Raw genomic sequence first — 20,472 nt, 5'->3', positions numbered from 1 at the left:
GAATCGACTCGGAGTGCTTGACGAAACGCCGGATGCGTGACCCGCATGTCCGGTGTTGTGAGAGGCCGTAGGGCGACCCTACGGTCTACTCGATTACAGAAAGGTGAGTTGCCATGCAGCCTCAGCGGGTCTACACCCGGCGCAGGGAGGCCTACGAGAGACTCCACGAGCGGCAGCGGCGCGCCGCGCTTCGCCTCAGCAACGGCCGGCTCGCCGCGCTGGTCACAGGACTCGCGCTCGCGGTTCTGCTCTACCGGGCCTTCGGCGCGCTGGCCGGCTGGGCCGCGGCCGCGCCAGCCCTCATCCTGTTCGCTACCCTGGTCTGGCGCCACCGGCGCCTAACCCGCAGGCTGCGGTACACGGAGGTCCTGATCGCACTCAACCGGCGGGGTGAGGCGCGCACAGCGGGCCGCTGGAGCGAGTCCCCCGACCGGGGGACGGAGTTCGCCGACGACAGCCACCCGTACGCCGCCGACCTGGATCTTTTCGGGCAGAACTCGCTGTTTCAGCGGGTGTGCTCGGCCCACACGGTGCGGGGGCGCCAGGCCCTGGCGGCCTTGCTGGCCGGACCGCCGCCGGACCCGGCGGAGATCCGGGCCCGGCAGGAGGCTGTGGCGGAGCTGGCGCGCGCCCTCGCCTGGCGGCAGCGGCTGGAGGCGGAGGCGCGAATGGTCGAGGGGCGCCTCGCACCGCCCGAGCCGCTGGTCGCGTGGGCCCGCGAGTCCCACCCGGCCTACGCGCGCCCGCTGGTGCGGTACGGCGCGCTGGCGCTGCCGGCGCTCACCCTCCTCGCCATCCTGCTCTGGGCCGTCAGTGTGCTGCCCTGGCAGGTTCCCGCGGCCTGCCTGGCGGTGCACGCCCTGGTCCTGCGCATCGGCCGGGCGGAGCGGTCTGCCGCGCTGGACGCCGTCTTCCACCAGGAGCGGCAGCTCAGCACCTACGCGGCCATGCTGGCGCTCCTGGAGCGCCGGCGCTTCGCCGCACCGTGGCTGCGGGAGCGGCAGGCCCGCCTGAGGAGCGCAGGAGGCGAGACCGCCTTCCGGCAGATCCGCCGCCTCTTCAGGCTCGCGGAGCGCATCTCCGACCGCGCCAACGCGGTGTTCATCGTGGTGAACCTCGTGCTCCTGTGGGAGGTCCACTGCATGATCGCCCTCGAGGCGTGGAAGCGGGAGTCCGGCAGGCGGCTGAGCACCTGGCTGGAGACGCTCGGCGAGATCGAGGCGCTGGCCAGCCTCGCCAACATCCGCTTCGAGCACCCCGACTGGGCGATGCCCACGGTGGCCGACGGCCCGGTGGGCCTCTCCGCCCGGGAGATGGGCCACCCGCTGATCGGGGCGGAGCGGGTCTGCAACGACTTCGCCCTGGCGGAACCCGCCCGGGTGGCGGTGATCACCGGCTCCAACATGTCGGGGAAGTCCACCTTCCTCCGGACGGTGGGCGTCAACCTGGTGCTGGCCTACGCGGGCGCCCCCGTCTGCGCCGCCCAGTTCACCTGCGGGCGCTTCCGCCTGTGGACCTGCATGCGGGTGGCGGACAGCCTGGAGCAGCGGATCTCGTCGTTCTACGCGGAGATCCTGCGCATCAAGCGCATCGTCGAGGCGGCCCGCGGCGGTCAGCGGGTCTTCTTCCTGCTGGACGAGATCTTCAAGGGCACCAACTCGCACGACCGCCACCAGGGGGCGAAGGCGCTCGTCGCCCAGCTGCAGCAGGCCGGGGCGCTCGGGCTTGTCTCCACCCACGACCTGGAGCTGGGCGAACTGGAGCGGGAGAGCGGCGGTCGCATCGTTAACTACCACTTCCGGGAGTACTACGAGGGCGACGAGGTCCGCTTCGACTACAGGCTGCGGCCGGGCGTCTCCACCACGCGCAACGCGCTCCACCTGATCCGGCTGGCCGGCATCCACCTGGCCGGGGAGGCGCAGTAGCGCTACCTTCCCCCAGGCGGCTGTCCCCGGCGGAAGAGCGGCGGGCGGGCCCGGATGCCCGCGCCCGGCGGGATGGGCGGCTCCTGCTGCAGCACCGTGCGTGGCGTCGGCAGGACATCGGCCAGCTGGCGGTACCGGTGGCCCAGCGCCTGCCACGCGAACTCCGCCGCCCGGGCGCGGGCTGCCTCGCCGAGCCTCGCCCGCTCCTCCGGCGAGTCCAGCAGCCGGCGCAGCCCCTGGGCGAGCGCGGCGCTGTCGCCGGCGGGAAAGAGGTAGCCGGCCCCGCCGGCCAGCAGCTCGGCCGCGTAGTCGTAGGGCGTGGAGAGCAGCGCCTTGCCCAGGAAGGCCGCGGTGGCCAGCGTGGCGCTGGAGGTCTGCTCCATGACCACGTACGGCGTGACGTACAAGTCGGCCGCGTGCACGTACTGGACGACCTCCTCCTCGGTCAGGTAGCGGGCCACGAACCGCACGTGGCCGCCGATGCCGAGGTGGGCCACCTGCTGTTCCAGGCGGGCCCGGTACCCCTCCCCGCGCAGCCTGACCTCCTCGGGGTGCGTGGCCCCGGCGACGACGTAGAGCAGCTCGGGGTGGTCGGGCGCGACCTGCGCGACGGCGGCCAGCGCCGTCTCGATGCCCTTGCTGGGGCTGAGCAGCCCGAACGTCAGGGCGACGGTGCGGCCGCTGAGGCCGAGCCGCTCCTTCCACTCCTCGCTGTTCCCCTCCGGCGGCAGCGGGGCCCCGTTGGGGATGTGGACCACCTTCCCGGGCGGAACGCCGAACCGGGTGGTGATCAGCTCCCGGGCCCGCTCGCAGAGGACGACCACGGCTGCGCTGGCCGCGGCCACCCTCCGGACCATGTCGATCATCTGGGGCGGGGCGCTTGCCATGATGGTGTGGAAGACCGTGATCACCGGAGCGCGCAGGGCCCCGAGGAGCTCCAGCACGTGCGCCCCCAGCGGCCCCCCGAACAGCGCGAACTCGTGCTCGAGGATGACCGCCCGAAGCGGGAGGGCGTTCAGGACGGCCGCCGCCTTCCTGTAGTCCCCTTTCACGTGCTGGTGGATCTGCGCCACCACCTCGGGGCCGGCGAGCGTATCTGTCGGGCTCTTGACCAGCGCAACCACCGGGACGAAGTCCTCCCCGGCCGCCAGGAGCGCCTGGCGCAGGTGGAACGCGACGCTCGCGATGCCGCAGCGCCGGGGCGGGTAGGTGCTGATCACGCCGATTCCCATCTCGTCCTCACCTCAAGCGGGGGTGCAAGCCACCTCCAGCACCTGATTGCGCGACTGCCAGATACGCTCCATCGCCGCGTAGTCGTTGGCGTCGTGGGCTGTGAACATGGGGTCCAGGAAGGCCATGCGGTAGCCCAGTTCCCGCACCAGGCGATGGAGGTCCTCTGCGGTGTGTCCGTCGAAGAACCGCGCGGTTTCCTGGTTGAATTCGATGATCATAGTCGGGCGATGGCGTCGCAGCGTCTCCGCGGCGCCCTGCAGGACCCGGTGCTCGGAGCCCTCCACGTCGATCTTGATCAGGTCCACGCGCTCCAGCCCCGCCAGGGTGACGAGCGTGTCCAGCGGCACGCCCAGCACCTGGTACTGCACGCCGTCCCACGGGCGTTCATCACCGGTGAAGGCGACGTGAGATCCCCCGACGACCTGCGTGATGTGGCGGAACCGCAGGATTTCGGGCCGACTCCAGGCGGCAGCGTGCACCGCAACGGCCCCGGGGCAGCCCATGTTCGCCAGGTTCTGCGCCAGCAGGCCGAGGGTGACCGGCGAGGCCTCCACGGCCAGCACGCGGCCGGCGTCACCCACGCGGGCGGCGGCCAGCGCGGCGTGGATGCCGAAGTTGGCTCCCACGTCGATGAAGGTGCCGCCGGGCGGGAGGAAGCGGACGATGGCCTCCATCACGTGGGGCTCCCAGCGGCCCCTGCGCCGGACCTCGCCGACGATGCTGATGTCGGATTCCACGCCCAGCAGGGTGAGGCTCGGCCGGTTGACCGCGGCCGCGACGTCGGACGGCAGGGGTACCGTGAACGTGCAGGCGGTGTAGGGAACGGGCGGCGGAACCTTCGAGGCCTTGCGGTGGATCAGTCGCGGCCGGCGCCTCTGGACCATGGGATCACTCCCTCGAGCGACATACATGTGCATTCTATGCCCGGGTTTACAGAATCGTGCGTTCCGGTCTACCTGAGGGCGGCATAAGGGTGCCGCACACGCTCATATCCTCCTCCGACGGCGTGAGGGGAGGAGAGGGCATGGCACGAAAGGCGCTGATCACGGGAGTCACGGGGCAGGACGGCGCCTACCTGGCGAAGCTGCTCCTGGAGCAGAACTACGAGGTCTACGGCGCCTACCGCCGCAGTGCCTCGGCCAACTTCTGGCGGCTGGCCGAGCTCGGGGTGGAGGAACAGGTCCGCAAGGTGCCGCTGGACCTCCTGGAGCTGAGCAACATCCAGCGGGTCCTCGAGCAGGTCCGTCCGGACGAGGTGTACAACCTGGCCGCTCAGAGCTTCGTCGGCCTCTCGTTCGAGATGCCCGTCTACACGGCCGAGGTCGACGCCCTGGGCGTGACGCGGCTCCTGGAAGCCCTGCGGCAGGTGCGTCCCGACGCACGCTTCTACCAGGCGTCCACCTCCGAGATGTTTGGCAAGGTGCAGGAGGTCCCGCAGCGCGAGCAGACGCCGTTCTACCCCCGGAGCCCGTACGGCGCGGCGAAGGTGTACGCGCACTGGATCACGGTGAACTACCGGGAGGCGTACGGCATGCACGCCTCCTCCGGGATCCTGTTCAACCACGAGTCCCCGCTCCGGAGCATGGACTTCGTCACCCGCAAGGTGACGGCCACCCTGGCGCGCATCCGGCACGGCCAGGCGCAGGTGCTGGAGCTGGGCAACCTGGAGGCCCGGCGCGACTGGGGCTTCGCCGGCGACTACGTGCGGGGGATGTGGCTGATGCTGCAGCAGCCCGAGGGCGGAGACTACGTGCTGGCCACCGGGGAGACCCGTTCGGTGCGCGAGTTCGTGGAGCGTGCCGCCGAGGCGGCCGGCTACCACCTGACCTGGGAGGGGGAGGGGGCCGGGACCCGGGGGTTCGACCGCACCTCCGGGCGGCTGCTGGTGCAGGTGAACCCGGCGCTCTACCGCCCCGCCGAGGTGGACCTCCTGATCGGCGATCCCACCCGGGCTCGCCACCAGCTGGGCTGGGCACCGACGGTGAGCTTCGACCAGCTGGTGGAGATGATGGTGCGGGCCGACATGGACCGCGTGGCCCGGGGGGTGCCGCTCCGTTGAGGGATCTCAGCGGCGCGGCGCGGAAGAACGGCGTTCGAAGATGGGGAAACGGAAGGTGTTCGATGCTGCGGCCACCCGCCTGCGCGTGCTCTCCGCCGGTGCGGGCTCGGCCGCAGTCTCCGCGCCGGGCGCACCGGATGGTGCCGTTGACCCCGGCGCCGCCTCGGCCGCCGCACCGGACGGTGCCGGTCCCGTGGCTGGATGCGCCTTCTGCGGGGGCTCGGCGGGTGCACCGGCGCCCGCTGGCTTCGACGGCGCCTCGGCTGGCGCAGCGGGGAGCGCCGCCAGCTTCGGCGCTGGATCGGCTGCCGCAACCGGTACTGCCGCTGGCGTCGGCGCCGCCTCGGCTGCCGTGACGGGTGCAGCCGCGGGTCTGGGCGCCGCATCCGTAGAACCGGCTACCGCCGCCGGCGGCCCCGTCGGGGCGTCCGCGGACGGACCGGCCGCCGCCGGAGCATCCGCAGCCGTACCGGCCGCCCCCTGCGGATTCGGGCCGGCGTCGGCGGGGGCAGGGGCGGGTGCCACAGGTGCGCCCGCCGCCCTGGGCTGAGCGCCGATGGCATCGCCAGGTGCGTGGAAGCCCCCCTGGTCCATCCCCGGAGCCTGGGCGGCGGCCGCCTCCTCGGGTCCGGCCGCCGGCGCGAAGACGGCGAAGGGCACGGACGGCGCCCCCTCTGCGGCGGTGCCCGGCTCAGGGAGCACGGGGGTGCGCGGGGAAGGATCGCGCCCCTCCGACTCCCACACGATGCGCGGCCGCCGGCCTGCGACGGGGTCAACCGGCGCCCGCAGCCCCGGGCGGCCCGCGCGCGGCTGCGCCGCCGGCCGCGCGGGGGATAGCGGTTCGACAACCTCTGCTGCCGGCCGGGACTCCCACCATTCCAGCGCCTGCACGATCCAGGCGTGGGACGGCTCGCGCTCGCCCCGGGAACGGCCGCAGGTCGCCATGAGCGCCAGCCAGATCGCCCGCGCGACGGCGTGCGACACCCGGATTTCGGGCGGGACCTTGATGCGCACCTCCACCTCGGCGCCGTCGGTCGGGCGGGAGATCACCCCTACCGGCACGTCGACCAGGTCGCGCAGGCAGTCGGCCACCGCGACGACCAGGTCGCTGCGCCGCGGCAGGAACCAGCGGCGCCGGCCCCCCGAGACCAGGATGGACGGGAGGTCATGGGCCGCGCATGGCTCGGCCACCAGGCGGATCACCGCGTCGGCCACGAGCCCGGGCGCCGCCGGCACCCCGCCAGCCATGCGGACCCAGCGGAACAGTTCATCCAGCGACTGCGCCGCGACGCCGCGGGCATCGCCGTGGGCCCGGCAGCCGATGATGCGCCCCTCCAGGGGGGAGTCGACGAACAGGCACCCCACGTCGGGCTGCCAACGCACCCGGTGGCCGGCCAGCCGCAGGACGCGTGCGATCTGGGGAATTGCGTCTGCCGCGATCCGTTCGACGGGCCGGTCGCCCAGGAAGAGCAGTGCCTCCACGATCGTTCACTCCTCAGATCAGCAATACGGCCTGCGTGGCGGGACCGCCACGATGGTTTGTGGCCCGACACCGCTGGGTGTCGGGCCACGTTGCTCAACCCCGGAATACCCCTGGCTGCCGGGTGATGAAGACGCTGCTGGGCAACCCGACCTGGCTCGGGCAAGGGTTGGGCGGGCATGTGGGGACCACGGGTCCAGGGATGATGGTGGCCGGCGTGATGGACACCGCCTGGTTCCGGATGGTCTGGACCTGCAGCAGGATGCACACCTTCTCCTCGAACTGATCGGGGACGCCGTCGCCGTCTGTGTCGATGAGCAGCTCTTTCTCGGCCTCGACGCAGGCGTTCTGCACCAGGCAGGTGTCGCCCGGGCACGCACCCGGAACCGGGACGCACGCGCCGAACGGGCAGTCGATGACCAGGTCCAGGGTCTCTGCCAGGATGAACGTGCAGTCACTACCCGTGAGGCTGAGGTCGGTGGCGAGGGGTTGCGTGATCGCGGCGAACTTGAAGAGGAGGTCCTTATGCAGTACGCCGTTGATAAGAACCTTGTTGGTAAACACCTCGCACTCAGTAATGGAGATGCGCTTCGACAGCGCGACGACTTCGAGCGCGACCAGGGTAGCCGATGTCAGGAGCCCTGCTCCGGCACCTGCCGCAGCGAGCTCGGCCAGATCAAGGACGATGCGCTCCAGAACCTCGGATTCGCCCTGCCCCGAGACGATGGGCGCTGCAATGGAAACCGGGTCGGGCTGCGGCCTCATCAGGTACTGCGGATCCGTGTTGTGATCACCGGACATGGACGCCTATTCCCTCCTCACTGGGTCGTGCTACATAATACGGTCTTCATGCGCGGATGACACCACGGGGCTGCGCGACTTTGTATAATGGAGGGACTGTTGGTGCGACTGCTCGGAGGTGACGCCATGTACGAGCGATGGGCCGTTCACGCCCTGGGCGCGACGGGCGGCGTCCTGATCCTGTGGGGCCTCTTCACCCTGCCGGCCCCGGTCGCGCTGCTCATCGCCGGCACCCTCCTGTCCGGCGCGGCCGTGCTGCTTCACCTGCGGAGCAGCCCGCCGCCACACTCCCAGCCCCAGCCGCCGCCGGCCATCGCTGCGCTCCTGGCGCTCATGCGGAGAGGGGTGCCGGGCGAGGACGAACCGGCGGGCGAGATCGACTGGGGCAGGGACGAGGCGCCGGAGGGTGGGGAGCCGCCGGGAGCGGACCCAGCCCAGCCCACCGGGACCCAGGGCGGTGAAGGGAAGGTTGCGGTGGCGCAGGCGCAGGAGGCGTCCGGCGCGGGCGGTGCTCCCCGGCATCGGGGGCGCCCGTTCCGGCCCGGGCGCTGGGCGGTGGTGAAGGCGACGGCCACTACTTATCAGGAGGGCGGCGAGACGGCCACCCACCGGGTTCGGGTCAGGATCAGCGGGGGCGGGCGACGTTCGCCCTGAGGGCCACCACTCCGGCCCGCTGCGCATAGGGTGGCAGAGAACGGCCTGCCAGGCCGAGACTGCACCACAGGAGCGCGATACACATGCCTGTGCGTCTGAGTCTATGCATGATCGTGCGCGACGAGGAGACCTTTCTCCCCCGCTGCCTGGAGAGCGTGCGCGGCGTAGTGGATGAGATCGTGGTGGTGGATACGGGATCGCGCGACAACACGGTGGAGGTCGCCCGCCGGTTCGGCGCCACCGTGTTCGAAATGCCGTGGCCGGACGACTTCAGCGCCGCGCGCAACGCCTCGCTGGAGCGGGCGACGGGGGACTGGATCCTCATGCTGGACGCCGACGAGGTCCTGCTGCCCGCGTCGGCCGCCGGCCTTCCGGCGCTGCTGGCCGACCCGGATGTGGAGGGCTACTTCGTGCAGATGCGCCACCTGGTCGGCTCCGCCATGCAGCCGGAGGTGGAGGAGAGCTCGCTCTTCCGGCTCTGGCGCAACCGCCCGGAGTACCGTTTCGCCGGGGAGGTGCACGAGCAGATCCTGCCCACCATCCTGGCGCGGCGTCCGGGGAGCAGGACGGCCCACAGCGGGCTGCAGGTCGTGCACTACGGTTACCTGCGGGAGGTGCGGGCCGCCCGGCGCAAGTTCGAGCGGAACCGGCACCTGCTGGAGAAGGTGATCGCCCGCAGCCCGCAGGACGCCTTCGCCCACTTCAACCTGGGCATCGAGTACTACGACCAGGGGCTGCTGCAGCAGGCCGCGGCGTCGTTCGCCGCCGCGCTGGTCCGGGCGCGGCCCGGCGACGTCTGGCGCCCGAAGCTGGTGAAGGCGTACGCCGCCACGCTGCTGGAGCGGGAGGAGTGGGCGTCGCTCTTCCGCCTGCTGGACGAGGAGATCGCACGCTACCCCGACTACACCGATCTCTATTTCTTGAAGGGCGTGGCGCGGGTGCGGGCGGGGCAGGCGGAGCAGGCCGTCTCCGCCTTCGCCCGCTGCCTCGAGCTGGGGCCCGCCCCCGCAGCGCGCTACTCCTCGACAGACCCGGGGACCGGCTCTTACAAGGCGCAGCTGGAGCTGGGTGCGGCCCTCGAGGCCCTGGGGCGCGACGCGGAGGCCCGCGCGGCCTACCGGGAGGCGGCGCACAGCCGGCCGGGCTGGCACGAGCCGCTGAAGCGGCTGGCCGCGCTGCTGGGCCGGACGGCCGGGGACGACGAACTGCTGGAGGAGCTGCGGGCGTTCTTCCCCGGCCGGCAGTATGCCGACCAGGTTCAGGTGGCCACGCTGCTCCTGCACGCGCGGCGCCCCCACCTGGTCGTCCGTCTGCTGGAACCGTTCCGCCAGGAGGGCAGGCTGGACCGGGCCGGTCTCTTCGTGCTGGCGAGGGGCCTGGCGGGAGCCGGAGACCGGGAGGGCGCCCTGGCGATCTGCCGCCTGGACTGGACCGGCAGCCCCCTCGCCCCGCAGGTGCAGCGCCTCAGGGCAGAACTGGAGGCCAGGGAAGCGCAGCCCGCCGGAGGTGAGGAGCCATGACGGATGCGTGGCAGGACGTGCGGGTGGTGCTGCTGGCCGGCGGCCGGGGGGAGCGCTTCTGGCCCCGTTCGACCGAGGCCAGGCCCAAGCAGTTCCTCCAGGTGGACGGCAAGGAGTCGCTGCTCCGGGCCACGTTCACCCGGGCCGCCATGCTCACGGCGCCGGAGTCGATCTACGTGGTTACGCACGAGCGGTACGCGGACCTGGTGCGGCAGGAGCTGCCGGCCCTCCCCGAGGCCAACCTGATCCTGGAGCCCTGCGCGCGCAACACGGCCGCCGCCCTGGGCCTGGCGGCCCGGCGGCTCGGGCCCGATTCGGTCATCGTGGCGATGCCCTCCGACCACCACATCACCGGGCCGGCCCGCTTCCGCGTGACACTGCAGGCCGCCGTGGAGGTGGCCAGGCACGGGTACCTGGTGGCCATCGGGATCCCGCCGACCCGCCCGGAGACCGGGTACGGCTACATCAGGCGGGGGGCGCCGCTGGAGCTCCCCACGGTCCTGCCGGCCTTCCGCGTGGACCGCTTTGCCGAGAAGCCCGACCGGGCAACGGCCGAACAGTACCTGGAGTCCGGCGAGTACGCCTGGAACAGCGGCATCCTCGTCGCGCGGGCCGACGTCCTCGACCAGGAGATCGGCCGCCACATGCCCGAGCTGCACGCCGTGCTGGAGCAGGTGCAGTGGGCCGCCCCGCTTCCGCCCGGCCTGGCCGGGCAGTTCGCCGGGTTGCCCGGCACCTCCGTCGACAAGGGGGTGCTGGAGCGCTCCGACCGGGTGGCCGTGGTGCCGGGTCACTTCGGCTGGAACGACGTGGGCGACTGGGCCGCGCTCAGCCGCCTGCTGCCGCTGGACGAGAACGGCAACGCCGTGATCGGCGAGGTGCTGCTGCAGGACGCCCGGCGGGTGGTGGTGCACGGCGGCGACCGGCTGGTGGTGCTGCTCGGAGTCTCCGACCTGATCGTCGTGGACACCCCCAAGGTGCTGCTCGTCTGCGCACGGGAGCAGGCCCAGGAGGTGCGGCAGGTCGCGCGCATCGGCGCCGCGTTCGCCGACGCCCTGTTCGCCTGCGGCGATGCGGAGGACCTGCGAGGTGGCCCCCCGTGCCCGGCGTGATCTACCAGTCCGTATTCTTCAACGGCAGCGGCTACGCCGCCGAGTCGCGCACCTTCGTCCAGGCGCTGGTGCGGGCGGGCATCGCCGTCAGGATCGACCCCCTGGACCCGGTGCCACAGGGCGAGGGGGCAGAGGCTTATGCCCCGCTCCTCCCGCTGCTCCAGACGCCCGTGAGCGCCGGGGACGCCCTCCTCGTGCAGGCCCAGCCCGTGCCCTGGGTCAAGGGGCGTCCGCCCGCGGCCCGGGCCATCCTGCGCACGATGTACGAGACCGAGCGCATCCGGCCGGAGTGGGCCGCGCAGTGCAACCTGTTCGACGAGATCTGGCTGCCCTCGCGCCAGAACGTCGAGGCCTTCGTCGCCTCCGGCGTGCGCCCGGAGAAGGTGCGGCTGGTGCCGGGCGGGGTGGACGTCCGCCGGTTCAGCCCCGGCGCGAGCCCGCTCCCGCTGGCGCACCACCGGGGCTTCGCCTTCCTCTCGGTCTTCGCGTGGCACTGGCGCAAGGGCTGGGACCACCTCCTGCGCGCCTACTGCCTGGAGTTCGGCGCCGACGAGCCCGTCACGCTCTACCTGAAGGTCGACCCGCTGGACAGGCGGCCGGACGTGGCCGGCGAGCTGCTCTTCTACATCCGGCACGTGCTCGGGCGCGACCCGGCCGACGTGCCGGAGATCGTGCTGCTGGACTTTCCCCTGTCCGACGCCGAGATGGCCCGGCTCTACGCAGCAGTGGACGCCTTCGTCCTGCCCACCCGCGGGGAGGGGTACGGGCGCCCCTTCCTGGAGGCGATGGCCTCAGGCCTTCCGGTGATCGGAACCGCCTGGGGGGGGCAGGCTGACTTCCTGCGCGAAGGGGTGGCGTACCCCGTTCCGGTGGCCGGGATGGTCGCCGCGCCGGACGGCGACCTGCACACCTTCCGCGGCCTCCGCTGGGCGGAGCCGGACGGGGAGGCGCTGCGGCGGGCCATGCGCCACGTCTTCACCCACCGGGAGGAGGCGCGGGCGGTGGGCGCCGCCGCCCGGCGGCTGGTGGAGGACGGTTGGGACGCGGAGCGGATTGCGGGCGACCTGGCCGACCGCCTGCGGAACCTGGCGGACGAGGGGAGGTAGCGCCATGGCGGTCTGGGTGCAGCGTGCCCCCGGGAGGGAGGTCCTCCCGCTGGACGTTCGGCGGGTCGCCCTCATCCTGCTGTCGGGGCGCGGGGAGGAGGGGCTGGAGCCCTTGCTCAACCTGGCGGTGCCCGGGGTTGACGGTGTGCTGCGCGCTGCGGCCGGCGTCTCCGGGCGCGCGCTGGCCGGGCCGGACGGGGCCCGGCACCTGGCGGGTTACGACCTGGGCCTCTGGCTCCGCCCGGGCGAAACGCCGCTGGTGGGCCTGCAGCCCACGATCCTGCGGGCGGCAGCCGTTCGGATACCGCTGCCGGCGCTGGTGCCCGTGCACTACCCGGTGGGGGCGGGGGAGATCACCCTGCTCGGGCTGGAGCCCCGCTGGATCTCCCAAGCAGCCGGCGGGCGGGTGTTCCTGCCGGTGCCCATCGAGAGCGACCGCCCGCCGGCGGCCGACGTGCCGGCGGAACGGGACGACCTGGCGTGGGCGGTTCTCTACCGGGCGCTGCAGGCCCTGACGACGGGCGACCGCCGCCAGGGCCTGCAGATGCTGGATCACATCTACCGCCAGGTATACGGAAAGAACCAGAGCCTGACCGCCCTGGTCGTGCGCAACGGCCTGGCCGCGGCACTCGCCCTGGGCGAGCGCCCGTGGCAGGACGAGTGGCTGAGGCGGGCCGGTCCCTTCACGGATTACGGCGAGCTGCGCCTGCTCTGGGCGCTGATCCCGTACGTCCGAGGCGACTTGGAGACGGCCGCGGACCGGCTCCGCCGGGTGCTGACCGAGCGTGAGGAGGACCGGTCGGACGGGCTGATCAGCGGGGGCGGCGCAACCACCTACCGGGCGCGGACGTTCCTGGGACGCGCCCTCGCGCGGATGGGCGACCTGAGCGGGGCGGTGACCGAGTGGGTGATGGCGCTCCGCGTGGGGCCCGACTACCTGCCGCCGCTCCGGGAGCTCGCCCGGCTCCGGATTCACGCCGACGTGCTCAACCGGATGGAGCTGCAGTACTTCTGGATCGGCAGGTCCCGCGCAGCGGTGGAACTGGTGGCCGCCATCTACGCCCGGAGCTCCGACCCCGCACAGGCTGCGCCCATCCTGGCGGCCCGCCCCGACGTGAAGCTGCCGGCGGACCTGCGCCGCGCCGTGCAGGGGCGGGGCGACCGCCGGCAGAAGGCGCCGGTCCGGGGGCAGAAGGGAGCGCGGAGCGGCGGACGCGCGCCCAAGGGGCCGGGCATCGTGTGGGAAGGGCCGCTCTTCACGCTCTCCAGCCTCGGGCGGGTCAACCGGGAACTGGCCGCCCACCTGCTGGCCCTGCGCTGGGATCTGGGCGGGCTGCCCACGGAGCCGGACGGGTACCGGCCCGACGCGGACGGGCGCTTCCGGGCGCTGGCCGACCGCCTCTGGCACCGCCCTGACCGCCCGGCGGTCTGGGTGCGCCACCACTGGCCGCCCAAGTTCGAGCCGCCGCCCGCGGGCCGGCTGGTGGTGATCCTGCCCTGGGAGTTCGGACCGCTGCCGTCCGACTGGCTGCCGGGCATCGCCGCGGCGGAGGAGGTCTGGGTCTACTCCCACTGGGTCCGCCGGGGGGTCATCGACTCCGGGGTGGACCCCGACCGGGTGCACGTCATCCCCTGCGGCGTCGACCCCGAGGTCTTCCGCCCCGGCGAACGGCCGCCGGCCGGAGCGGAGCCGTTCCGGTTCCTCTACGTGGGCGGCACCATTGGCCGCAAGGGGTACGACCTGGCGCTGGACGCCTTCCTGGCCGAGTTCGGGCCGGACGAACCCGCCGAGCTGGTCGTGAAGGACTTCGGCTCGGAGACCTTCTACCGCGCGTCCAGCGGCATCGGCACGGTCCGGGAGGCGGCGGAGGCCACGGCCGGATCCGCGCGGCGGGTGCGCCTGATCGCGGCGCGGTTGGACGACGCGGGCCTGGCCGGGCTGTACCGGGGTACCGACGTGCTGGTGGCCCCCTACCGGGCCGAGGGGTTCTGCCTGCCGGCGCTGGAGGCCATGGCCTGCGGCACGGCAGCCGTCCTGCCGGCGATGGGCCCCGCCCTGGACTACGCGCCCGAGGGCGGCGCCCTGCTGGTTCCGGCGCAGGAGGTCGCGCTGGGGAGCTCCGTGGGCGGATTCCAGCTGGCTGCGCCCGGCCGGGCGTGCCAGGTGAGCCTCGCCGAGCTGCGCCGGGCGATGCGCTGGGCCTTTGACCACCGGGAAGAAGTCTGGGAGATGGGAAAGCGGGCGGCCGCGCACGTGCACGCCCGGTTCACGTGGGCGCACGCCGCACGGGCGGCGGAGGCCCGGCTGCAGGCGCTACTCAGCCGGCAGCCCGGGACCAGAACGCCCTGACGGCCGCGGCCGCTCCCTCGCCCTGCCGCCGGCCCGCCTCCAGGGCGTCGAAGGCGCGCGCAATCTCCATCAGGTTCTCGGCGAAGACGCGCTCGGTGGCTGCGTCGGGCAGGACCGTCATCACGCGGATGCCGGCCGCCTCGAGCCGGGCGCGCTCCCGCGCCAGCATCTCGTGCCCCAGGACGTACCTGGGCCCGCCCATCGGGGCGATGATCAGCACGCGCTCGCAGCCCAGGGCCTGGTCCGCGTGGGTCCCTGAACGGGCGCCGCCGTCGATGTAGCGGCGCCCGTCGATCGTGACCGGGGGCAGGAGGTTCGGCACCGCGCAGCTGGCGGCGACGGCCCGGGCGATGGGCACGCCGGACGCACGGGTCCACATCACCACCTCGCCGGTGTCCTCCGCGACCGCTGAGATGCGCAGGTCCTTCGCGGGCCAGGGGGCGTCGCCCAGCGGTACGGCGAAGATGGACACCCACTCCTCCTCGGTGAGGCCGGCGCCCGTGACCACCTTCGCCACGGCCGCCGGCGGCAGGCCCATGCCCGCCTGCACGAGCCCGGCCAGCTGGCCGGGCTCCGCACCGTACGCCAGGAGCGACCCGACCACAGACCCCGCAGAGGTGCCGACCACCAGGTCGGCATCGTTCAGTTCCACGCCGGCCTCCGCCAGGGCGGCCCAGAGCCCCAGCATCCAGGCGATGCCCAGGATGCCGCCGCCGCCCATGACCAGCGCCCGCCCCGCAAGCCTCGTTCCTTCCTGCACTGCGGATGCCTCCTTTCAGCGGCTGGGTGGAGCGGAACTGCCCGCGCCCAGTATGGCAAAGATCGACAGGGGAGATACTGAAGCCGTGCCCGTTCATCGGACCTCCCGGGCAGGCGGCCAGGGGTCCGTGGGGGCAAGTTAATGTCGTAACATTTCGTCCGTAACCCATTCACATCCAATGCGTCTGTACTAGAGGAACGCTCCTTAGAGAGATTCTAAACATCAGCCAAGGAGGTACCATCAAGATGCGACTGGTAGGCAAGCCCGCCCCCGACTTCACCATGCCGTCCACCAAGAACCTGGAGACCCTGAGCGAGACCGTCAGCCTCTCCGACTACCGCGGCAAGTGGCTGGTCCTCTTCTTCTACCCGCTGGACTTCACCTTCGTGTGTCCCACCGAGATCACCGCCTTCAATGACCGGGTCCAGGAGTTCAGGGACGCCAACTGCGAGATCCTCGGCGTCTCGGTCGACTCGATCTACTCGCACCGGGCCTGGATCCGGACCCCCAGGGAGCAGGGCGGCCTCGGCCCCGTCAACTACCCGCTGGCCTCCGACATCACCAAGGAGGTCTCGAAGGCCTACGAGGTCCTGATCGAGGAGGAGGGCATCGCCCTGCGCGGCCTCTTCATCATCGACCCCGACGGGATCATCCGCTACCAGGTGGTCCACGACAACAACATTGGCCGCAACGTCGACGAGGTCCTGCGCGTGCTGGAGGCCCTGCAGGCCGGTGGCCTCTGCGCCGCCAACTGGAAGCCCGGCGACGCCCTGCTGAACGCCTGATCGGGAGGAGGTCTGCGGCATGCCCATGCGCCTGGGCAGCCCGATGCCCCCCCTGGAGGGGGAGACCGGGCGGTACAACGCCGAGGGGTTCGACCCTGCCCAGCTGAAGGGCAGCCCCGTCCTCGTCCACTTCTGGTCCGTCTCCTGCCACATCTGCCACGAGGTGATGGACCAGGTGTCGCGGTTCCGCGATGAGTACCAGCCGAAGGGGCTGAAGGTGGTCGCCATCCACATGCCCAAGGAGGAGGGCGACCTGGACACCGCCAAGGTCGAGCGCGACATGGCGCAGTACGGGATCACCCAGCCCGTCCTCCTCGACCACCAGCACAGACTGGCGCAGGCGTTCCAGAACCAGTTCGTCCCCGCCTTCTTCCTCTTCGACGCCCAGGGGAACCTCTTCTTCCGGGCGGCGGGCGACAAGGGGCTGCAGAATCTCGGACCCAAGCTGGAGCAGCTGTTCGCGTGATGACATTGGATTGGAGCGGTCGCCCCGCAGCGGGGCGGCCGCTACTTTATATGGCTTAGGGTCCGTGCTCGAATGCGTCCCGGATCGAATCCGCAGCCGTACCGATGGGACGGGCGCACGGCCGCTGGTATACTGACGCGGAGAAGAGGTGGCCGGCGGGCCGGGAGGTGGCTGCGGGATGGGCTGGAAGACGGTGCGCGACCTGCTGCCGGCGCTGCTGCTCCACGTGGCCGCCGCCGCGGTGCACGTGATGAGCACCGTCGGCCTGTCGGGCCGGCCCGGCGCCCTTTACGAGGGAGCGCTGGCCCTCATGGCGCTGGTGGTTCCCATGTCCGCCCTGCTGGCCCTGCTCTCGGGCATGCGCCGGCTGGGCGCGGCGCTCTTTCTCCTTTCCTACCTGGGCGTCGCGGCCCTGACGCTGATCGGCCACCTGGGTCTCGACTACCTGGTCACCGCCTTGTACTCGGATCCGTCGCCCTACAGGACCGCCTTCTTCGCCAGCGCGATGGTGATGCCGCTGATCCAGGTCCACGGCATCGTCGAGTCCCTGCGGGCGTGGGGGCTCCTCGCCGAGCCCAGGCGGAACCGGCTGCTTTCCAAGTGACGACAGGGCCCCCACCCCGGGCGGGTGGGGGCCTTCCTGCGTGCGCGCACCCGGTGTGACAGGGGTCACCGGTCGTGCGGCAGCCGTCTGGGTATGATATGATTCAGAGGTGATATGATTCCGTCACGGAGGTTGATGGCACTGCGAACGGCCGATACCCTGATGCGCGCCTCCACCCGCTGGCTCGCCGTGGTCCTGCCGTTGGGGGTGCTGCTGCGCTCGGCTTTCGTGTGGCTCTACACGCCAGGCCGGTTCTACTGGGGAAACCTGATCCACGCTCACAGCCACACCGCCTACTTCGGCTGGGCAGGACTCGGGCTGATGGGGCTGATCCTGCACCTGCTCCCCGGCTTCACCGGCCGGCCCGTCGCGGACTCCCGCCCGCTGGCCTGGCTGGAGCGCCTGGCGCCCTGGGCGGTGGGCGGCGCCCTGGTGACGTTCGCCTGGTGGGGCTACGGCGGCCCTTCCATCGCCTTCTCCGCGCTCAACGAGGTGCTCTGGGTGCTGTTCGCCGTGGCTTTCTGGCGGGAGGTCCGGCAGATGCCGCTGCGCACCTGGCCCCCGGCCCTCTGGCTCATCGGGGCGGCCGTTCTCATGCTGCTGCTCTCCATATCGGGGACGACGCTGGTGATCATCTCCGAGGCCATTCTCGACTCCGCCTTCCCCCTGCTCTACCAGGCCGGCGTCTACCTGTTCCTCGAGCTCTACGGCGACGGCTGGGTGGAGGTCGGCCTGATGGGCGTGGTCCTGGCCATGTCCGCCGGGGCGTCCGAGGAGCGGCCGGCCGTCCGTCGGATCGCGCTGGCGGCCCTGCTGCTGATGGCGCCCGCCGCGCTGCGCATGCTGATCCCCCGGGGGCTGGAGGGCCCCCTGGCCTGGCTGAGCGTGCTGGCGGGAGCGCTCTTCGGCGCAGTGCAGTTCTGGTTCCTGGCGCTGGCCCGGCGGCGGTGGCTCCCGGAGGCCGCACGCCCCTGGTGGTACCTGGCCGGCCTCAGCCTCGCCGCCAAGGCGCTGCTGGAGTTCCTGCCGCTGCTGCCCGCCTTCTCTGCCATGGGGCTGAACCGCAGCCTGGTCATCGGTTTCCTGCACCTGAAGCTGCTCCTGCTCTCCTCCAGCGGCCTCCTGGGCGCCCTGACCGTGGTGCGGGGGGCGGCCAGCCCGTGGGCGTTCCGCCTCTTCGCAGCCGGCTCCGTGGCGATGGTGGCCGCGCTGGCGGCGCACGGGTTCCTGGCCGAGGCGGTCCGCGGGACGAGCTGGCCGCTCTACCTCGTGGCCTTTGCGGCGGCGTTCCCGGCGGCCATCGGCGGCATCTGGGCAGCGCGCAGCTGGCGGTGACGCATCCGCCTCAGTGCACCGGCTGGAGAGGGACGGGTCCCTCCGCGGGCGGCCCGTGCAGCGGCGGGAGGTGCGGCCGCGGCAGGTCGGCGAAGAGCTCCGGGAAGAGCCGGTGCTGCTCCTCCGGCGCCACGAGCCCCAGTTGCACCCCGGTGGCACGGGCCACGACGGGGTCGAGGGCGCAGAGGTCCGACCGGCTGATGTCCGAGAGCGCGGTGCGCCCTAGGGTCACGGCCACCTGCTCCATCTCGGTGACGCAGGCGTTCAGGAACCGCTGCAGGTTGCGTGCGGCGCGGTCCACGTCCAACTTGTCCGTCATCTTGCCCGTGTAGACCACCAGGCTCGTGGGCGGCTCGAAGGGCACGGCTTCCACGGCCTGGTCGCCGATCATGGCCATCACCGCGGCGGTCCCGATGTAGACGGCGTCGGCCCCCAGCGCCATCGCCTTCAGCATCTGCCCGGGGGTGATCAGGCCGCCGGCGGCGATGAGGCTCACGTCGCCGGTGGCCATCTGGCGCGCCAGGTAGTCGCGCGCCCGGGCGACGGCGTAGAGCGTCGGCAGCCCGACGTCGTCCTGCAGCGTGGGCGCCCCGCCGTGGGTACCGCCCTCGGCCCCGTCCACGGTGACGAAGTCGACCCCGGCCTCCAGCGCCACCGCCAGCTCCCGCTCCAGGTGGTGGGTCGCGGCCAGTTTCACCCCCACGGGCACGCCCGTCTCGGCCCGCAGCCTTCGCACCAGCTGGACGAAGGCCTCCGGCGAGTCCACGCCGGGCAGCCGGGAGTGGATGACGGCGTCCTGCCCCTCGGCCAGGCCGAAGGCCTCCCGGTAGTCCGGGCCGATGTTCCTGGCCCGGGTCCGCTGGGCGGTGGAGCCCTGGGCGCCCTGCCCCAGCTGGATCTCGATGGCGTCCAGCCGCCGGTACTTCTCGGGGTCATTGAGCCAGCCGCCCCGGTTGAACTGGCCGATCAGCAGCCGGGCGGCGGCCCGCTCCTCCTCCAGGAGGCCCGCCTCGCCGGTGTTGGTCGCGGTGCCCACGGCCGTGGCCGCCCTCGCCAGGGCGATCTTGGCCCGCTTGGAGAGGGCGCCGCCGAACGACATGCCGGCGATCATGACGGGAATCGCCACCGTGAGCGGCCTGCGGGCCCGCCGCCCGATGGTGACCGCCGTGGCGATCGGCACGTTCTCGGGCGTCGGGAAACGGCAGAGGTGGACGGGGTTGAACAGCAGCTTCTCCCAGGGGGAGAAGTGGAGGGGGCTGCCCAGCGGGCGCGCCACGGGCGCACCCTGGGCAGCCCGCATCGCGATCTCCAGGACGTTGACCCCGCCGACCTTGCGGGTGGCGGCGACCATCTCGGCGAGCGACTCGGGGTACTGGTCGCGCACCATCCGGGTGATCGCCTTGTCCACCGTCTCGTTGACGGCCGAGCGGATCCAGTTCTCAATGAGCCTCAGCATGCCCCGCCCCTCCCTGCGGCTGCTGCTCGATGGCCTTCTGGATCTCGGCCATCTTCTGGACCAGCTCGCCGCAGACCTGTTTGACCATGCCCAGCTGGCGGGCGGCGCTCTGCTCCTCCACGGCCACGTCCAGCAGCTCGCGGTGGTCAAACCGGTTCAGGGTGTTGTAGTGCTCCCGCTCGATCATCGCGAGGGTGCCGGCCACGGTCTCGATGCGGCTCAGTTCCGACGAGATGTAGTTGCAGGCGGCCTTCAGGTCTTCGTGCTGCATGGCGCTGACCTCCACACGGTGTTCTCCTGCAACAGTGTGCCCAAGCGCGGGCGGGATTGTGCGGGCGGACCAGCGACGGTTTTCCGCGGCATGGAGGCCAAAGGGTTTGCGGAAGGTTGGATGACGCCCGCCGGCGCTGGTCAGCTCAACCGTTGCAAGTCGGCTGGGGAGGACGCCCGGGGGCATCAACAGTAGAGGCGAAGAGAGCCAATGCGGCGAGAGGGGCTCCTGGGCGGGCTGTCACTTCCCCTGTCTGCGCCGCTCGGTGACCGTCTCCCCGGCGATGCCCCAGTTGTCGGTGTCGACCTCCTCGATGATCACGAAGGTCGTCTGCGGGTTCTTGCCGAGCACGTCCTGCAGCAGGCGGGTTACGCCCCGGATCAGCTCCTGCTTCTGCTCGGCCGTCGCCCCCTCCCGGGTGATCTTGATGTTCACGTACGGCATCTTCCCGGCCTCCTTTCACGCGTCAGTGTGGATCCTGGAGCCGATATACTCCCTGCCCGGCGGGCTCCCCTGCCGGGCGCGGCTTTTTCGGGGTGTGAGCCAAAGGTGCCA

19 protein-coding genes are annotated in these 20,472 nt (G+C 72.0%); 11 read left to right on the top strand and 8 right to left on the bottom strand.

Features of this window, described 5'->3' with window-relative positions; genetic code table 11:
- The first annotated feature begins 113 nt into the window (after window positions 1-113).
- Window positions 114-1,925, top strand: a complete 1,812-nt coding sequence (locus J2Z79_RS14855; protein ID WP_209467674.1) for a MutS family DNA mismatch repair protein — start codon at window positions 114-116, stop codon at window positions 1,923-1,925.
- A gap of 2 nt (window positions 1,926-1,927) precedes the next feature.
- Here the strand turns inward: J2Z79_RS14855 and J2Z79_RS14850 are convergent, their stop codons facing one another.
- Window positions 1,928-3,157: a glycosyltransferase gene (locus J2Z79_RS14850; RefSeq protein WP_209467673.1), complete on the bottom strand. Its 1,230-nt coding sequence runs from the start codon at window positions 3,155-3,157 to the stop codon at window positions 1,928-1,930.
- 12 nt (window positions 3,158-3,169) lie between these two features.
- Window positions 3,170-4,042, bottom strand: coding sequence for an FkbM family methyltransferase (locus tag J2Z79_RS14845; protein WP_209467672.1), 873 nt, complete (start codon window positions 4,040-4,042; stop codon window positions 3,170-3,172).
- A 140-nt stretch (window positions 4,043-4,182) separates the two neighbouring features.
- Here J2Z79_RS14845 and gmd point away from each other — a divergent pair, with 140 nt between their 5' ends.
- Window positions 4,183-5,217: a GDP-mannose 4,6-dehydratase gene (gene gmd / locus J2Z79_RS14840; protein ID WP_209467671.1), complete on the top strand. Its 1,035-nt coding sequence runs from the start codon at window positions 4,183-4,185 to the stop codon at window positions 5,215-5,217.
- Between the two features lie 6 nt (window positions 5,218-5,223).
- Here the strand turns inward: gmd and J2Z79_RS14835 are convergent, their stop codons facing one another.
- Together J2Z79_RS14835 and J2Z79_RS14830 are read right to left on the bottom strand one after the other, a co-directional pair.
- The gene (locus J2Z79_RS14835) at window positions 5,224-6,699 is read right to left on the bottom strand and encodes a hypothetical protein (protein ID WP_209467670.1); all 1,476 of its coding nucleotides are present in this window, start codon (window positions 6,697-6,699) and stop codon (window positions 5,224-5,226) included.
- A 94-nt stretch (window positions 6,700-6,793) separates the two neighbouring features.
- On the bottom strand, window positions 6,794-7,498 hold the full coding sequence (locus J2Z79_RS14830) for a DUF3794 domain-containing protein (RefSeq protein ID WP_209467669.1): 705 nt from the start codon (window positions 7,496-7,498) through the stop codon (window positions 6,794-6,796).
- A 126-nt stretch (window positions 7,499-7,624) separates the two neighbouring features.
- On the opposite strand from J2Z79_RS14830, the gene J2Z79_RS14825 reads away from it, so the two are divergent.
- The 5 genes from J2Z79_RS14825 to J2Z79_RS14805 all read left to right on the top strand — a co-directional run bounded on the left by J2Z79_RS14825 (window position 7,625) and on the right by J2Z79_RS14805 (window position 14,240).
- The gene (locus tag J2Z79_RS14825; protein WP_209467668.1) at window positions 7,625-8,152 is read left to right on the top strand and encodes a hypothetical protein; all 528 of its coding nucleotides are present in this window, start codon (window positions 7,625-7,627) and stop codon (window positions 8,150-8,152) included.
- Between the two features lie 83 nt (window positions 8,153-8,235).
- Window positions 8,236-9,672 carry a tetratricopeptide repeat-containing glycosyltransferase family 2 protein gene (locus J2Z79_RS14820; RefSeq protein WP_209467667.1) on the top strand — a complete coding sequence of 479 codons (1,437 nt, stop codon included), beginning with the start codon at window positions 8,236-8,238 and terminating at the stop codon, window positions 9,670-9,672.
- Window positions 9,669-10,784, top strand: coding sequence for a mannose-1-phosphate guanylyltransferase (locus J2Z79_RS14815; protein ID WP_209467666.1), 1,116 nt, complete (start codon window positions 9,669-9,671; stop codon window positions 10,782-10,784). Before J2Z79_RS14820 ends, J2Z79_RS14815 begins: the two co-directional genes overlap by 4 nt.
- On the top strand, window positions 10,772-11,890 hold the full coding sequence (locus J2Z79_RS18985) for a glycosyltransferase (protein ID WP_342589506.1): 1,119 nt from the start codon (window positions 10,772-10,774) through the stop codon (window positions 11,888-11,890). The genes J2Z79_RS14815 and J2Z79_RS18985 overlap by 13 nt, the downstream gene beginning before the upstream one ends.
- Before the next feature lie 4 nt (window positions 11,891-11,894).
- Window positions 11,895-14,240 carry a glycosyltransferase family 4 protein gene (locus tag J2Z79_RS14805; RefSeq protein WP_209467665.1) on the top strand — a complete coding sequence of 782 codons (2,346 nt, stop codon included), beginning with the start codon at window positions 11,895-11,897 and terminating at the stop codon, window positions 14,238-14,240.
- On the opposite strand, the gene J2Z79_RS14800 is transcribed toward J2Z79_RS14805, so the two are convergent.
- Window positions 14,209-15,000 carry a patatin-like phospholipase family protein gene (locus J2Z79_RS14800; RefSeq protein ID WP_209467664.1) on the bottom strand — a complete coding sequence of 264 codons (792 nt, stop codon included), beginning with the start codon at window positions 14,998-15,000 and terminating at the stop codon, window positions 14,209-14,211. The genes J2Z79_RS14805 and J2Z79_RS14800 overlap by 32 nt on opposite strands.
- Before the next feature lie 245 nt (window positions 15,001-15,245).
- Here J2Z79_RS14800 and J2Z79_RS14795 point away from each other — a divergent pair, with 245 nt between their 5' ends.
- The 4 genes from J2Z79_RS14795 (at window position 15,246) to J2Z79_RS14780 (ending at window position 18,190) form a co-directional block, all read left to right on the top strand.
- Window positions 15,246-15,785 (top strand): peroxiredoxin, encoded by a 540-nt coding sequence (locus J2Z79_RS14795; RefSeq protein ID WP_245302813.1) that lies wholly within the window; start codon window positions 15,246-15,248, stop codon window positions 15,783-15,785.
- A gap of 19 nt (window positions 15,786-15,804) precedes the next feature.
- The gene (locus tag J2Z79_RS14790) at window positions 15,805-16,251 is read left to right on the top strand and encodes a TlpA disulfide reductase family protein (RefSeq protein ID WP_245302812.1); all 447 of its coding nucleotides are present in this window, start codon (window positions 15,805-15,807) and stop codon (window positions 16,249-16,251) included.
- Between the two features lie 178 nt (window positions 16,252-16,429).
- Complete coding sequence (locus J2Z79_RS14785; protein WP_209467663.1) at window positions 16,430-16,855, top strand: hypothetical protein; 426 nt, start codon at window positions 16,430-16,432, stop codon at window positions 16,853-16,855.
- A 135-nt stretch (window positions 16,856-16,990) separates the two neighbouring features.
- Entirely contained in the window at window positions 16,991-18,190 is a 1,200-nt protein-coding gene (locus J2Z79_RS14780) for a hypothetical protein (protein ID WP_209467662.1), read from the top strand.
- A 10-nt stretch (window positions 18,191-18,200) separates the two neighbouring features.
- On the opposite strand, the gene J2Z79_RS14775 is transcribed toward J2Z79_RS14780, so the two are convergent.
- The 3 genes from J2Z79_RS14775 to J2Z79_RS14765 form a co-directional block, all read right to left on the bottom strand.
- Window positions 18,201-19,646, bottom strand: a complete 1,446-nt coding sequence (locus J2Z79_RS14775) for an FMN-binding glutamate synthase family protein (RefSeq protein WP_209467661.1) — start codon at window positions 19,644-19,646, stop codon at window positions 18,201-18,203.
- Window positions 19,630-19,917 (bottom strand): hypothetical protein, encoded by a 288-nt coding sequence (locus tag J2Z79_RS14770; RefSeq protein WP_209467660.1) that lies wholly within the window; start codon window positions 19,915-19,917, stop codon window positions 19,630-19,632. Before J2Z79_RS14770 ends, J2Z79_RS14775 begins: the two co-directional genes overlap by 17 nt.
- A 240-nt stretch (window positions 19,918-20,157) precedes the next feature.
- Complete coding sequence (locus tag J2Z79_RS14765) at window positions 20,158-20,361, bottom strand: tautomerase family protein (RefSeq protein WP_209467659.1); 204 nt, start codon at window positions 20,359-20,361, stop codon at window positions 20,158-20,160.
- Window positions 20,362-20,472 lie beyond the last annotated feature (111 nt).

The organism is Symbiobacterium terraclitae (genome assembly GCF_017874315.1).
In the GTDB taxonomy this organism is placed as follows: domain Bacteria; phylum Bacillota; class Sulfobacillia; order Symbiobacteriales; family Symbiobacteriaceae; genus Symbiobacterium; species Symbiobacterium terraclitae.
Note: the sequence above shows the minus strand (reverse complement) of the source record. Positions and strands in the feature narration are given on the sequence as shown.